This is a genomic window from uncultured Pelagibacterium sp., assembly GCF_963972885.1.
In the GTDB taxonomy this organism is placed as follows: domain Bacteria; phylum Pseudomonadota; class Alphaproteobacteria; order Rhizobiales; family Devosiaceae; genus Pelagibacterium; species Pelagibacterium nitratireducens.
Map to the genome: position 1 here is coordinate 23261 of NZ_CAXAXY010000003.1, position 12752 is coordinate 36012.

Here is a 12752-nt window from a genome sequence, read left to right on the forward strand (position 1 = left end):
GTGCTTTCAGCGCGCGCTACTCAGCGGGCCGCACACTGAACGGCCGCAACTCGGCAAGCGCCTGCCGGGTGACCACCGTCGCCCCCTGAAGTGCCAGAATGCCCATGATCGAGGCGACCAGAACGTCCGGCCAGCCCGTGCCGGTCCCGAACACGCCAAGCGCGGCCAGCAGCACGGCGATATTGCTCACCACGTCATTGCGCGTGCAGATCCACGCCGAGCGCATATTGCTGTCACCCTCGCGAAAGCGCCACAGCAGGCCAAAGCTCGCTCCATTGGCCACAAGCGCGCTGAACCCTACGATGCCCATCGTATAGGCATGGGGCGTTGCCCCGGTCACCATGTTCCACCCGGCAACCCCCAGCACCCAAATCCCGAATGCGCCCATGGTCAACGCCTTGGCCAGCGATGCCCGGGCGCGGATGTGCAGGGCGTGCCCCACCACGAAAAGGCTGATGCCGTAATTGGCCGCATCGCCGAGGAAATCGACCGCGTCGGCCTGCAACGATGCCGAGCGCGAGGCGATGCCGGCGCCGATTTCGACAACGAACATCACGGCATTGATCGCCAGCACGGCCCACAGGACGCGGCGATAAATTGTGTCGGCCTGTGCTCTCGCCGCTTGATCCGCATCGTTATGGTTGCAGCACGATCCGCTCATGGGAGCCCCTTTCAATTGATCTCGCGCCGATGCTAAAATCTCCAGCGACTAGAGGAGCAAGCGTGAAATGAAAGATTTCCCGATTGGCGAAGCGGCCCGGCGCAGCGGGGTCAAGGTCCCCACCATCCGCTATTACGAGCAGATTGGCCTGCTGCCCGAGCCGGTCCGCACGGCGGGCAATCGGCGCCTTTACGACGAGGAGAGCGTGCGCCGGCTGTTCTTCATCCTCCATGCCCGCCAGCTCGGCTTCGAGATCGAGGCCATCCGCGCCATGCTGGGCCTGCAGGACAACCCCGACCAATCCTGCGCCCAGGTCGACGCCATCGCCTCGGGCCGCCTTGCCGAAATCGAACTGCGCATTTCGCGGCTGACAGCGCTGAAGGCCGAACTGTCCACCATGCTCGACCAATGCCGGCAGGGCCGGATCGCCCAGTGCCGCGTTATTGAGACACTGTCGGCACCGCCGGGTTAGGGGAGAGGGGCGTGATGGTGGTGATGCGGCCGGTTGTGGAAATAGGAGGCTTGGGGGCGGCATGGACGGGCAGGGCGCGACCGATGCGGTCATTGCGAGACAAATGGCGTGGTTTCTCGTCCGAGGGCAATCAACTGTCGCACTCGGCAGCTAGGACTGAGAGTGTTTCTTGTTGCGACGCGATATAGCACGTTGCAGCATCATCAATTCAACACAGGGCATGACCATGATATTTCTTAAAGCTGCGGGCCTGGGGGTGCTGCTCTTTCTATCGTCGGCTGCGGCCCCTTTATCGAACGAGATTGAAAGCCGAATGATCTCCAATGGCGACCACAGGCTCGCCTTCAACATCATTCCAGGCGCAGATCCGGTAATTGTCCTCGATGCTGGTGGCGGCAACGATTCGTCTTATTGGACGGGCTTTGCGCTCGATCTGGCAGAGCGCACCGGGTCAAAAGTGATTACCTATGATCGGGCCGGCATGGGCGCGAGCGATGAAGTGCCGGGACCTTGGGACCTCGACGCTGCAACCGACGATCTGGAGACTGGGCTCCGCGAGCTTGGGGCGACCCGGGACGTGGTTCTGGTTTCCCACTCGATCGCCGGTGAAATCGCCACATTCCTGACCATTCAGCAGCCGTCCTGGTTCAAGGGTGTCGTCATGGTGGACGCCAATGTGCCTGACTTCTACACCGTTGACATGGTCGCGGCCCTATCCGCTGAATACACTCCAATGATCGCCGAGCTTGAGGATGCCCCGTCTACCCCAGCAAATCGGCAACTGATTGCTGTGGCTCAATCTTTTGAGGAGGTCTCGCGCGCCTTCCACAGGGCAGTTTGGCCAGTTTCGGTCCCGGTCGTCGTCATTGGGGCGGAGGAGACTCCGTTCGGCGAAGCGGGTCCCGTGGCCGATGCATGGCGAGCTGCCCACCAGAGTTTTACAACTGGCGCGCCGAACCGCAAATATGTGCTCGCGGAGCAGAGCGCTCACGAGACGATTGTTATCGACAGCCCAGACATTATTCGCCAGGCGATCTCCGACATAGTCGAAGGCGGGCATTGAGCCTGCCAAGGGCGGCGACCGCGTTTTTCTGGCGCGGTTGATCGGGAGGCGGACGGTCCGCGACCCACCCCGGGTCCTACCGGTTGATCTTCCGGGCCATGTCCAGCGCGAAATAGGTGAGGATGCCCGAGCAGCCGGCGCGTTTGAAGGCCATAAGGCTTTCGGCCATCGCGGCCTCGCGGTCCAGAATGCCGGCCTGCGCCGCGTGGGCGATCATCGCGTATTCGCCTGAGATCTGGTAGGCGAACACCGGCACGTCGAAGCGGTCCTTGAGCATGCGGCAGATGTCGAGATAGAGCATGCCGGGCTTGACCATGATCCAGTCGGCGCCTTCGGCCAGATCCTGCTCGACCTCGCGGATGGCGTCTTCGGCATTGGCCGGGTCCATCTGGTAGGAGAGCTTAGTGCCCTTGAGCCGGGCGCCCGACCCCACAGCGTCGCGGAACGGGCCATAGAACGCCGAGGCGTATTTGGCGGCATAGGAAAGGACTATGGTCTTTTCGAAACCCTCATCGTCGAGCGCTGCGCGGATCGCCCCGATGCGCCCGTCCATCATGTCGGAGGGCGCGATCACGTCGGCCCCGGACTGCGCCTGAACCAGCGCCTGCTTGACGAGGATGGAAACGGTCTCGTCGTTGAGGATTTCCTCGCCCGCCATCACCCCGTCATGGCCGTGGCTGGTGTAAGGATCGAGCGCCACATCGGCCACCAGCCCGATGTCGGGCACCGCGTCCTTGATGGCTGAAAGCGTGCGGCACACCAGATTGTCGCGATTGGTCGCTTCGATGCCGTCCTCGGTGCGTTTGGAAGGATCGGTGTTGGGAAACAGCGCCATGGCCGGAATGCCTTCGGCATGCGCAGCCCTGGCCGCCTCGACCGCCAGATCGATGCTCAAGCGCTCCACCCCCGGCATGGTCGCAACCGGCTGGCGCTCGTTTTGCCCTTCAATCACAAAGATCGGCCAGATCAGATCGGCAGGGGTCAGCACGTTCTCGGCCACAAGGCTGCGGCTCCAGCCCGCCATGCGCGGCCTGCGCAACCGCCGGCCGCCGAGAAAGTCCATGTCGTGCTTTTCAAAACTCATCGATCCGTCCAGTCTTCATAGTGTCGATCCGCTCAATATCAGCCTGCAATCGCCGCGCAAAGGGACCAGACGACGCGGGAGGGTCAATCATAACTTGTCCCGTCCGCCCAAATCACGTTAGCTCAGGCTGACCGGGGAATGTTCCATGGATTTCAGAAACGAACCGCTCGGGCTGGTTGCCCGCATACTGGCGCTGCTCAGCCTGTTCATCGGGCTCGGCGACGCGGCGCGTCTGCTCGGTCTGGGGAGCGGATCGGCAAGTCCCGTCGTCCTCATGGGAACCATGGGCTTCGTGCTGCTCTCGGCGCTGACGCTGATGCGCCTGTTCGCCTCAGTCGGCTTGTGGATACAATCGTCATGGGGCGCCATCGTGCTCGCCGCCTCGCTGGTCATCGAGATCGGCTTTTATCTGGCGGGCAGCAATTGGGTTAGTTTGGGTTTGTGGAGTTTTATCTTCAAACTTGGGGTCATGCTGGCAACTTTTGCCCTTTTGGCGCTCGCCCAGCTTTGGGTGCAAAGACAGCTGGCCGATTAGGAACGGGCGTTGCCCGTCGGGCGATGGACAGCCGTCCGGGTGTCCGGTGGGCGTCACGCCATCCGGGGCTTTGCCTTCGTAACGAGCCGTAAAGGTTACAGTTTTCGATACGGGTGTAAGGAACTGAAAACCAAAAAAACTCAAGTTTCCCCGTAAGATAACATTAAGGCTGTCTCTTAAACCGATCTTATCGGCAGCCCGCTAGATTGCCCTCACAGACGCGAAAAATCGCGCTAAAAAATTACAGTGAGGCAGAACCAATGGCTAACAATCTTTCCGCTGCAAAGGCCGATGAACCCAGGAGCCTGAAACCGCTCTATCTCGAGGCCGTATCCCGCGTCGAACGCCTGCACCGCCGGCTCCTCGACCTGGTCAAGGACGAGTTCGACCGCATGGGATGGGACGACATCAACCCGGTCCAGGCTCTCTTGATGTTCAACATCGGCGACAGCGAATTGACAGCCGGCGAACTTCGCACCCGGGGCTATTATCTGGGCTCGAATGTCTCGTACAACCTCAAGAAACTGGTCGATACCGGCTATATCTTCCAGGAACGCTCCAAGACCGACCGCCGCTCGGTGCGCATCCGCCTCACGCCCAAGGGGGAAGAGGTCGCCGAGGTGATCGACGAACTCTACGACCGCCACCTCAACTCGATCGAAAAGGTCGGTGGACTGGGCGAATCGGACTTTTCCGGGCTCAACACCGCCCTCTCGCGCCTCGAGCGTTTCTGGGTCGATCAGATCCTCTACAAGCTCTAGACATCCTTTATTGTGGCTTTGCCGCCACACTGACATGGCAAACGCCGGCTCCAGGGCCGGCGTTTCTCATTTGCGCCGCAAACTCTTTCTAGCTGGCGGTTGTCGATATATGACGCTTTCCGGATTTTCCGTTGGACAGCTTAGCCAGCTGCAAGGTGGTCAAAGTCCGGTGAGCGGCGTTGTGGTCTTGCGCGCCATCGGGCAAAAGGACCGCTCGGCTTCCCGGCTCTCTCGATAGGTGAACTTACGCGATGCGCGACTTAAAAGGAAAACTCAATCGGCGTTCGGTCGTGACGGGTCTGTCCGCCCTTGCGGCGACGGCGGCTTTTCCGATGCCCGCTCTGTCTCAATCGCTCTTCGGCGGCGGCCGCAAGGTGGTGACGCAGGAACAGCTGGAGCTCAATTCCAGCACGGCCATGAACGCCATTGGCGGAACCGATCCGATCATTTCGGTCGATACCGAATACAATCTGCAGCGTGTTGCCGAGTATTACGAGCGCCTCAACGCCATCGGCGGCTGGCCCGACATGCCTGAATCGATTTTCCGGCTCGGTCTGGGATCGGATCGCGCTCCGGTGCGCGATCTACGGACCTATCTGGCACACACCGGCGACCTGCCGCGCGACACGCCTTTGTCGGACGAGTTCGACGCCCAACTGGACGGCGCGGTTCGCGGCTTTCAGGCACGGCACGGCCTGCAGATCAACGGCATGGTCGACGAATACACCTATTGGGCCATGAAGGTTCCGGCCTCGACCCGCCTCAACCAGATCAAGCTCAACATCGAGCGCGTGCGCGGCCTGGAAGGCAAGCTCGAGGACCGTTACGTCAACGTCAACATTCCCGCTGCCGCCATCGAGGCCACCGAGGGCGGGCAGGTGGCGCGCCGGCATACGGCCGTGGTCGGCAAGATCGACCGCCAGACCCCGATCCTGCGCAGCCGCATCCACCAGATCAATTTCAATCCTTTCTGGACGGTGCCGGTCTCGATCATTCGCCGCGACATCATCGGGCTGGTCAACGACAACCCCAATTACCTCGACGAGTACTCGATCCGCATCCTCGATGGCAGCGGCAACGAGGTGCCCCAGAGCGCGATCGACTGGTCGACCGAAGAGGCCACGAACTATACGTTCCGGCAGGATCCGGGGGCCCAGAACTCGATGGGCCACGTCAAGATCAACTTCCACAACCCGCACGCCGTCTATCTTCACGATACGCCCCAGCAGGGCTTGTTCGCGGAAAATGCACGGTTCCATTCCTCGGGCTGCGTTCGCGTCGCCAACGTCGCCGAGTTCGTTGCCTGGATCCTGCGCGATTCCGGGTACGACATCATTGATGTGAACGCCAACTTCGCCTCCGGTGAGCGGATCGATGCCGCCGTGTCCAATCCCGTGCCGATCTTCATGACCTATTTTACCGCTTGGGCGAACCGGAACGGCGTCGTAAGCTTCCGCGACGACGTTTACGAGTACGACGCTCAGGGCAAGGTCGATTTCCCCGAAATCAGTGCCTGACCGGGCAACAGCGGGGATTTTTGATATGGGGGCAGGCCGCGAGGTGCTTTTCGAGTTCCGTCAGGCCGGTCCCCAGATCCGCGTCGCCGCCATCGATGTCGAGACCGGCATCGAGGTCGTGGCCATAGCGCCAACCACGGCCACCGAAGCTCAGATGAAGAACCTCGCGCTCGCCAAGCTGCGCCGCCGGATCGAACGAGAGGACCCGCAGGCGCGTTAGGCCCGATCTGTGCTTGGAATCGCAGGAGCCTCCGTGCTATGCGGATCGCGCTTGCTTGCCACCAGCATCTTTCCGCAACAGGTCGAGGGCCCGCCCATGAGCGCCACCGCAACAGCACCGCTTTTTCCCGATTTCTTCACGCGCACCATTGCCGATCACGATCCGGTGGTTGCCAAGGCGATTGCCGACGAACTCGGCCGCCAGCAGCACGAGATCGAGTTGATCGCGTCGGAAAACATCGTGTCCAGGGCCGTGCTCGAGGCGCAGGGCTCGGTGATGACCAACAAATATGCAGAAGGCTATCCGGGGCGGCGCTATTATGGCGGCTGCCAGTTTGTCGATGTGGTCGAGCAACTCGCCATCGACCGCGCCAAGGAACTGTTCGGCTGCGAATTCGCAAACGTTCAGCCCAATTCAGGCTCGCAGGCCAATCAGGGTGTCTATCAGGCATTGCTCCAGCCCGGCGATACCATTTTGGGCATGAGCCTCGACGCTGGCGGGCACCTGACCCACGGCGCCAAGCCCAACCAGTCGGGAAAATGGTTCAACGCCATCCAGTACGGCGTGCGCCAGCAGGACGGGCGCGTGGACATGGACCAGGTGCGCCAGCTGGCCCATGAACATCAGCCCAAGATGATCGTGGCGGGCTTTTCGGCCTATTCGCGCATTCTCGACTGGGCGGCATTCCGCGCGATTGCCGATGAGGTGGGCGCATATCTGTTCGTCGATATGGCGCATGTGGCAGGCCTTGTCGCGGCCGGCGTCTATCCCAACCCGTTCCCGCACGCCCATGTGGCGACGACAACGACCCACAAGACGCTGCGCGGGCCGCGCGGCGGGCTGATCCTCACCAATGACGAAGCCATTGCCAAGAAGGTCAATTCGGCCATCTTCCCCGGTATCCAGGGCGGGCCGCTGATGCATGTCATCGCCGGCAAGGCCGTGGCCTTTGGCGAAGCGCTGACACCGGAATTTGCGGCCTACGCCCGCCAGGTCGTGGACAATGCGCAGGTGCTGGCCGAAACGCTGGTCAAGGGCGGTCTGGAAATCGCCACGGGCGGCACCGACAACCATCTGATGCTGGTCGATCTGCGGCCCAAATCGGTGACCGGCAAGGCGACGGAAGCGGCTCTCGAGCGCGCCAACATCACCTGCAACAAGAATGCCGTGCCCTTCGACCCTGAAAAACCCGCGATCACCTCGGGCGTCCGCGTCGGCACCCCGGCGGCGACCTCGCGCGGCTTTGGCGTCGAGGAATTCCGGCTGGTCGGCGCGTTCATGGTCGAAGTGGTTGATGGCCTTGCCGCCAACGGCGAGGAAAACAACGGGGCCGTCGAAGCCCAGGTCAAGGAAAAGGTCCTTGAGCTGACCGCCAGATTCCCCATTTACGGATAAGCCCATGCGCTGCCCCTATTGCGGGAACGATGACACGCAGGTCAAGGATTCCCGGCCGACCGAGGACTCCAACGCCATCCGCCGCCGCCGCGTCTGCAACGGCTGCGGCGGCCGGTTCACCACATTCGAGCGCGTGCAGTTGCGCGATCTGATCGTGGTCAAGAAATCGGGCCGCAAGGTTCCTTTCGACCGCGAAAAGCTGGCGCGTTCGGTCAACACCGCTTTACGCAAACGTCAGGTCGACCCGGAGACCGCCGAGCGGATGATTTCGGGCATCGTGCGCCAGCTCGAAAGCGTGGGCGACGTCGAAGTGACCTCCGATCAGATTGGCGAATACGTCATGGAAGGGCTCAAGGGCCTGGACGACGTGGCCTTTGTGCGCTTCGCCTCGGTCTACAAGAATTTCTCCAGCGCCGACGATTTCCAGTCTTTTCTGACCGAAATGGGCGGTGACGATCCCGAGGATCGGGGGTGAGTGACCAGGAGCGCTTTGGGCAAAAGGGGACACCACTTTTGCGGTTCGAAAGCGCGACCAGACCAAAATTGAGATCATTGTCGTGGACGTGACTCGTCGCAATGAGATCATGCCGGCCGATCTGCGCTGGCTCGAAGCCGCCGCCCGCATCGCGATGCCGTATCGCGGAACCACGGCGGAAAATCCCACAGTCGGGGCCATCGTGGTTTCTCCTGACGGCAGGGTGCTGGGGCGCGGTGTGACCGCCACCGGCGGCAGACCGCACGCCGAACCCCCCGCGCTTGCCATGGCCGGGCAGGGGGCAAGGGGCGCGACGCTCTACGTCACACTCGAACCCTGCAATCACTGGGGCAAGACCCCGCCCTGCGTCGATGCCGTGCTCGAATCCGGCGTCGTCCGGGTTGTATGCGGCGCATCCGACCCCGATCCCCGCACCGGGGGCCAGAGTATCGCCAAAATGCGCGGCGCCGGGATCGAGGTCGTTTTCGGGGACAATTTGCGATCCATCGAAAGGCTGCACGAGGGCTTTTTCTCGCGTGTCCGGCGTGGGCGGCCATTCGTTGCCGCCAAGCTGGCCGTGTCGCGCGACGGCATGATCGGGCGCACCGAACGCGGCAATGTGGCGATAACCGGCGAAGAGGCACGGCGCTGGGCGCATATGCAAAGGGCGGTGTCCGACGCGATAATGGTCGGCGCGGCAACGGCGCGGCTGGACGATCCAAGGCTCAATGTCCGGCTGGCCGGGTTGGAGGGCAGGGCGCCGCTGCGGGTCTTGGTCGCGGGGCGATCCCAATTGCCCCAAAGCCTGAATCAGTTTGCCGTCTCTACGGCCCAACAAACTGTAATCATTGCAGAAAAGACGCGCCTTGAATCATTTTCTCAACATGCGGAAATGCTTGGCGTTGCCGGCAAGGCGGGCAGGCCGGACCTTGATGAAGGCTTGCAGGCACTGGCCAGAAGAGGCATCGGCAGCGTGCTTGTCGAAGGCGGGGCCGGGCTCAACGATGCTCTGCTCGATGCCGGGCTGATCGACCGGTTTCATTTGCTCCAAAGCGATGTGGAGATCGGTGCGAACGGTGTCGGGGCCACTGTTCACTCATCTCTGCCGGAGCGTTTGGCCGAACTGGGCTTTAGCGTGGTTGAAAGCCGGCCGCTGGGGTGCGATATGCTCACCACATTCGAGAAAGTCTGGTCCCATGTTTACCGGCATTATCACCGACATCGGCACGCTTTTGGCGGTCGAAGACCGCAATGACGGGCGCAAGCTGCGTATCGGCACGCGCTATGACCCCCAGACCATAGATCTGGGGGCCTCGATCATGTGCGAAGGCATCTGCCTGACCGTGACCGACAAAGGGAGCGAAGCCGGCCAGAACTGGTTTGACGTGTTCGCGGCCCGTGAGACGCTCGATGTGACGCGTTTGGGCGGCTGGGCCGAGGGACGGCGCATCAACCTCGAACGGTCGCTCAAGGTCGGGGACGAGCTTGGCGGACATATCGTTTCCGGTCATGTGGACGGGCTGGCGACGATCGTGGAGCGTAGGGATACCGGCGACCAGATCACCTTTACCTTGCAGGCGCCGGACGATCTGTCCCATTTCATCGCCAAAAAGGGCGGTGTGGCGCTCAACGGCACCTCGCTGACCGTCAATTGGGTGGACGGCAACCGTTTTTCGGTCCATCTGATCCCGCACACCCTTTCCGCGACAAACTGGCCCGACTATGGCGAGGGCGACGCGGTAAATCTTGAAGTTGACCTGATGGCGCGCTATGCCGCGCGCCTCATGGAGAAATCCCAATAAAATTGGCGTAGCGCCGGACGACCGATGGCGCAGCGCATTTTTGAACCCGACAGGATTAGATGATGGCCAGTTCTGGCGACATTTTCGCGATTGCGCCCGGCTCGGCCGAAGGCCAGCATTACCTCATCATTGAGGCCCGCTTTTATACCGAACTCGCCGACGCACTGCTTGAAGGCGCGACGACGGCCTTTGAGAAGGCCGGCGCGACCTACGAGGTGCTGACCGTTCCCGGCGCGCTGGAAATCCCCGCTGCGATTGCCATGGCGTCTGAACTCAAGGGCGACGAATATGATGGCTATGTGGCGCTCGGCTGCGTCATCCGGGGCGAGACAACCCATTACGAGATCGTCTCGGGAGAAAGCGCGCGGGCGCTGATGGATCTCTCGGTCGCCGACGGGATCGCGCTGGGCAATGGCATTCTGACCGTCGAAAATGAAGCGCAGGCCTGGGCACGCGCCAGGGTCTCCGATCAGAACAAGGGCGGCGGCGCGGCTGTTGCCGCCATGACCATGGCGGCGCTGCGTGCGCTGCTGATGGAGGATTGATCGATGGCCGACCAGAACGAGCCTAGGCCTGCAAATCAGCGCGGATCGGCCCGCCTCGCCGCCGTTCAGGCCCTCTATCAGATGGATGTGGGCGAACAGACGCTGGAAGAGACGCTCAGTCAGTTCGAAAGCTTCCGGCTGGGGCGCGAACTGGAGGGCGAGCAGTATCTGCCCGCCGATGCCGATTATTTCCGCCACATCGTGCGCGGGGTCGTCGCCAATCAGGTCAAACTCGATCCGGTCATCAACACGGCCCTGCAGAGGGGCTGGCCCATGACCCGCATCGACGCGACGCTTCGGGCGCTTCTGCGCGCCGGGGTGTTCGAACTCACCATGCGCAAGGACATCCCCTTCAAGGTGGTGATCCGCGAATATGTGGACGTCGCCAACGCCTTTTACGAGGACGAAGTGCCCGGCATGGTCAATGGCGTGCTCGACGCCGTGGCGCGAAAATATTCCGAGGGCTATGGTGGCGGCGAAAACCCCAACGCCTGAGTCCTGAAAGCATCGCCATGGCCAGTATGCGCAACATCTTCCTTCTTTCCGGTGCGCAGGCCATCGCGGGGTCTTCACAGGGCATGGTAATGGCGGTCGGTGCTCTGGCCGGCGCCTATCTCGCCTTCGATCCCGCCTTTGCAACACTGCCGACCACGGCGATGATTCTCGGCGTTGCACTGATGGCCGGGCCGGCGGCCCTCGCACTGCATCGGCTGGGCCGCACGCGCGGCTTCCTGCTCGGGGCCGCAATTGCCGGGTGTGGTGGCCTTTTGGCCGCCCTTGGCATCTATCTCGACAGCTTCCCGATCTTTTCGGCCTCGATGCTGCTGATTGGCGCTGCGGGAGCCTTCGGCCAGCAATATCGCTTCGCGGCCGCCGACAGCGTTCCTGAAAGCGCCAAGGCGCGTGCCGTGTCCTGGGTGCTCTTCGGCGGGGTGCTGGCGGGTTTCCTCGGCCCACGGCTGGCTTCAATAACCTCCGAAGCCATACCTGACGCCCTTTATGCCGGCTCGTTCATTGCGCTGGCGGGCCTGTCGCTCGTATCCATGCTGCTTCTCAGCTTTACGCGCTTGCCGAAAGGCGAGGCCAAACGGCCCGTATCCGAGCAGGGGCGCCCGCTCAAAGCCATGATCCGGACCCCGGCGGTGTTCGTGCCGGTGCTGACGGGCATGGCGAGTTTTTCGCTCATGACCTTTGTCATGGTCGCCGCGCCGCTCGCCATGGTGCATCTGTGCGGGCACGCGCCCGCCGATGCGGCCAACGCCATTCAGTGGCATATCGTGGCCATGTTTGCGCCCAGCTTTGTCACCGGCGAAATCATCAAGCGCATCGGGACCCACCTGACAGTAGCAATCGGCATGCTGCTGATTATTTTCAGCGTGGGCACCGCGCTCATGGGCACCACCACGTTCCATTTCGATCTCGGACTGGTGTTGCTCGGGATGGGCTGGAATTTCGGTTTTATAGGCTCGACGGTGCTGCTGACCAAAAGCTACCGGCCTGAAGAGGGGGCCAAGGTTCAGGCGCTCAACGAACAACTGGTGTTCGGCTCGAACGCCATAGGCTCGATCGGCGCCGGGCTGGCGCTGAACTTTTTCGGCTGGGAAGCGGTCAACCTGATAGCGCTGCCGATCGCGGTTTCGGCCATTCTGCTTTTGGGCTGGGACGATCTGCGCACCCGCCGCATCGGCCGGCAGGCGCTGGCCTCAGATTGAGGCCAGCAGCGATTCCACGAAGTTGCGGTCTTCGCCGAACGATCCGGTGCGGCGCTGCTCGATGGCAAAGGCCCGACCGTCCTCAAGCGAATAGAGCGCGCGGTCGGTAACCCGCCCGTCGGCACCGAAATAGACGGCCAGCACCGTGCGCTCCTGAATGCTGGTCAGGCCGAACGCCGTCTGGGTGACTTTCGTCTCGACGTAATACCAGGCCGTTTCGCCACCAAAGGTGCTGGTCGTCTGTGGCGATCCGAGAACGATGCGGACGAAGTCCTGGCTCGAGCCCGGTCGGACCTGGGTGATGGCATCGTCGGGCAGCACATAGCCCTGGGTACGTTGGGAAACCAATCCGGTTCCCGAACAGGCCGACAGGGTCAGGCCAAGGGCAATTGCCGCGGCAATAGGGGACAGGCGGACAAGGGCGGGACGCAGGGTCATGAATTGACTTTCCTCAGCTCTCTCGACTATAGCCTCGCGACAAAGCGCCAGGGATTTTGGTGTTGTTTAGCC

The 12752-nt window shown here is 62.1% G+C and carries 16 protein-coding genes; 13 read left to right on the top strand and 3 right to left on the bottom strand.

Annotation, left to right across the window (positions count from 1 at the left end):
* Positions 1-16: 16 nt before the first annotated feature.
* Positions 17-661: a cation transporter gene (locus tag AACZ55_RS00940; RefSeq protein ID WP_339642050.1), complete on the bottom strand. Its 645-nt coding sequence runs from the start codon at positions 659-661 to the stop codon at positions 17-19.
* 67 nt (positions 662-728) lie between these two features.
* Here AACZ55_RS00940 and AACZ55_RS00945 point away from each other — a divergent pair, with 67 nt between their 5' ends.
* Positions 729-1133 (top strand): helix-turn-helix domain-containing protein, encoded by a 405-nt coding sequence (locus AACZ55_RS00945; RefSeq protein ID WP_339642052.1) that lies wholly within the window; start codon positions 729-731, stop codon positions 1131-1133.
* 226 nt (positions 1134-1359) lie between these two features.
* Positions 1360-2196, top strand: coding sequence for an alpha/beta hydrolase (locus AACZ55_RS00950; RefSeq protein ID WP_339642054.1), 837 nt, complete (start codon positions 1360-1362; stop codon positions 2194-2196).
* A 76-nt stretch (positions 2197-2272) separates the two neighbouring features.
* Here AACZ55_RS00950 and hemB read toward each other — a convergent pair whose 3' ends face one another.
* On the bottom strand, positions 2273-3280 hold the full coding sequence (gene hemB / locus AACZ55_RS00955; RefSeq protein ID WP_339642057.1) for a porphobilinogen synthase: 1008 nt from the start codon (positions 3278-3280) through the stop codon (positions 2273-2275).
* Between the two features lie 145 nt (positions 3281-3425).
* On the opposite strand from hemB, the gene AACZ55_RS00960 reads away from it, so the two are divergent.
* The 11 genes from AACZ55_RS00960 to AACZ55_RS01010 all read left to right on the top strand — a co-directional run bounded on the left by AACZ55_RS00960 (position 3426) and on the right by AACZ55_RS01010 (position 12242).
* Positions 3426-3815, top strand: coding sequence for a hypothetical protein (locus AACZ55_RS00960; protein WP_338607074.1), 390 nt, complete (start codon positions 3426-3428; stop codon positions 3813-3815).
* A 260-nt stretch (positions 3816-4075) separates the two neighbouring features.
* A complete protein-coding gene (locus AACZ55_RS00965) occupies positions 4076-4576 on the top strand; it encodes a winged helix DNA-binding protein (RefSeq protein ID WP_338607073.1) in 501 nt (166 codons plus the stop codon).
* Positions 4577-4827: 251 nt separating this feature from the next.
* Positions 4828-6093, top strand: a complete 1266-nt coding sequence (locus tag AACZ55_RS00970) for a L,D-transpeptidase family protein (RefSeq protein ID WP_338607072.1) — start codon at positions 4828-4830, stop codon at positions 6091-6093.
* A gap of 25 nt (positions 6094-6118) precedes the next feature.
* Positions 6119-6313, top strand: a complete 195-nt coding sequence (locus tag AACZ55_RS00975) for a serine hydroxymethyltransferase (RefSeq protein ID WP_339642062.1) — start codon at positions 6119-6121, stop codon at positions 6311-6313.
* 96 nt (positions 6314-6409) lie between these two features.
* On the top strand, positions 6410-7708 hold the full coding sequence (glyA, locus tag AACZ55_RS00980) for a serine hydroxymethyltransferase (protein WP_339642065.1): 1299 nt from the start codon (positions 6410-6412) through the stop codon (positions 7706-7708).
* Positions 7709-7712: 4 nt separating this feature from the next.
* A complete protein-coding gene (gene nrdR / locus AACZ55_RS00985; RefSeq protein WP_339642067.1) occupies positions 7713-8183 on the top strand; it encodes a transcriptional regulator NrdR in 471 nt (156 codons plus the stop codon).
* 82 nt (positions 8184-8265) lie between these two features.
* Positions 8266-9438, top strand: a complete 1173-nt coding sequence (gene ribD, locus AACZ55_RS00990) for a bifunctional diaminohydroxyphosphoribosylaminopyrimidine deaminase/5-amino-6-(5-phosphoribosylamino)uracil reductase RibD (RefSeq protein ID WP_339642070.1) — start codon at positions 8266-8268, stop codon at positions 9436-9438.
* A complete protein-coding gene (locus AACZ55_RS00995) occupies positions 9380-9985 on the top strand; it encodes a riboflavin synthase (RefSeq protein WP_339642072.1) in 606 nt (201 codons plus the stop codon). Before ribD ends, AACZ55_RS00995 begins: the two co-directional genes overlap by 59 nt.
* 62 nt (positions 9986-10047) lie before the next feature.
* A complete protein-coding gene (ribH, locus tag AACZ55_RS01000) occupies positions 10048-10530 on the top strand; it encodes a 6,7-dimethyl-8-ribityllumazine synthase (protein WP_339642171.1) in 483 nt (160 codons plus the stop codon).
* A 3-nt stretch (positions 10531-10533) separates the two neighbouring features.
* Entirely contained in the window at positions 10534-11025 is a 492-nt protein-coding gene (gene nusB / locus AACZ55_RS01005; RefSeq protein ID WP_338607066.1) for a transcription antitermination factor NusB, read from the top strand.
* Positions 11026-11042: 17 nt separating this feature from the next.
* Entirely contained in the window at positions 11043-12242 is a 1200-nt protein-coding gene (locus AACZ55_RS01010) for an MFS transporter (RefSeq protein WP_339642075.1), read from the top strand.
* Here the strand turns inward: AACZ55_RS01010 and bamE are convergent.
* Positions 12234-12680, bottom strand: a complete 447-nt coding sequence (gene bamE, locus AACZ55_RS01015) for an outer membrane protein assembly factor BamE (protein WP_338607064.1) — start codon at positions 12678-12680, stop codon at positions 12234-12236. The two genes, AACZ55_RS01010 and bamE, sit on opposite strands and share 9 nt — an antisense overlap.
* Positions 12681-12752 lie beyond the last annotated feature (72 nt).

Bases quoted from the DNA above. Each gene is read 5' to 3' on its own strand.
- AACZ55_RS00940 (WP_339642050.1), bottom strand. From the start codon at position 661: ATGAGCGGATCGTGCTGCAACCATAACGATGCGGATCAAGCGGCGAGA.
- AACZ55_RS00945 (WP_339642052.1), top strand. From the start codon at position 729: ATGAAAGATTTCCCGATTGGCGAAGCGGCCCGGCGCAGCGGGGTCAAG.
- AACZ55_RS00950 (WP_339642054.1), top strand. From the start codon at position 1,360: ATGATATTTCTTAAAGCTGCGGGCCTGGGGGTGCTGCTCTTTCTATCG.
- hemB (WP_339642057.1), bottom strand. From the start codon at position 3,280: ATGAGTTTTGAAAAGCACGACATGGACTTTCTCGGCGGCCGGCGGTTG.
- AACZ55_RS00960 (WP_338607074.1), top strand. From the start codon at position 3,426: ATGGATTTCAGAAACGAACCGCTCGGGCTGGTTGCCCGCATACTGGCG.
- AACZ55_RS00965 (WP_338607073.1), top strand. From the start codon at position 4,076: ATGGCTAACAATCTTTCCGCTGCAAAGGCCGATGAACCCAGGAGCCTG.
- AACZ55_RS00970 (WP_338607072.1), top strand. From the start codon at position 4,828: ATGCGCGACTTAAAAGGAAAACTCAATCGGCGTTCGGTCGTGACGGGT.
- AACZ55_RS00975 (WP_339642062.1), top strand. From the start codon at position 6,119: ATGGGGGCAGGCCGCGAGGTGCTTTTCGAGTTCCGTCAGGCCGGTCCC.
- glyA (WP_339642065.1), top strand. From the start codon at position 6,410: ATGAGCGCCACCGCAACAGCACCGCTTTTTCCCGATTTCTTCACGCGC.
- nrdR (WP_339642067.1), top strand. From the start codon at position 7,713: ATGCGCTGCCCCTATTGCGGGAACGATGACACGCAGGTCAAGGATTCC.
- AACZ55_RS00995 (WP_339642072.1), top strand. From the start codon at position 9,380: ATGTTTACCGGCATTATCACCGACATCGGCACGCTTTTGGCGGTCGAA.
- ribH (WP_339642171.1), top strand. From the start codon at position 10,048: ATGGCCAGTTCTGGCGACATTTTCGCGATTGCGCCCGGCTCGGCCGAA.
- nusB (WP_338607066.1), top strand. From the start codon at position 10,534: ATGGCCGACCAGAACGAGCCTAGGCCTGCAAATCAGCGCGGATCGGCC.
- AACZ55_RS01010 (WP_339642075.1), top strand. From the start codon at position 11,043: ATGGCCAGTATGCGCAACATCTTCCTTCTTTCCGGTGCGCAGGCCATC.
- bamE (WP_338607064.1), bottom strand. From the start codon at position 12,680: ATGACCCTGCGTCCCGCCCTTGTCCGCCTGTCCCCTATTGCCGCGGCA.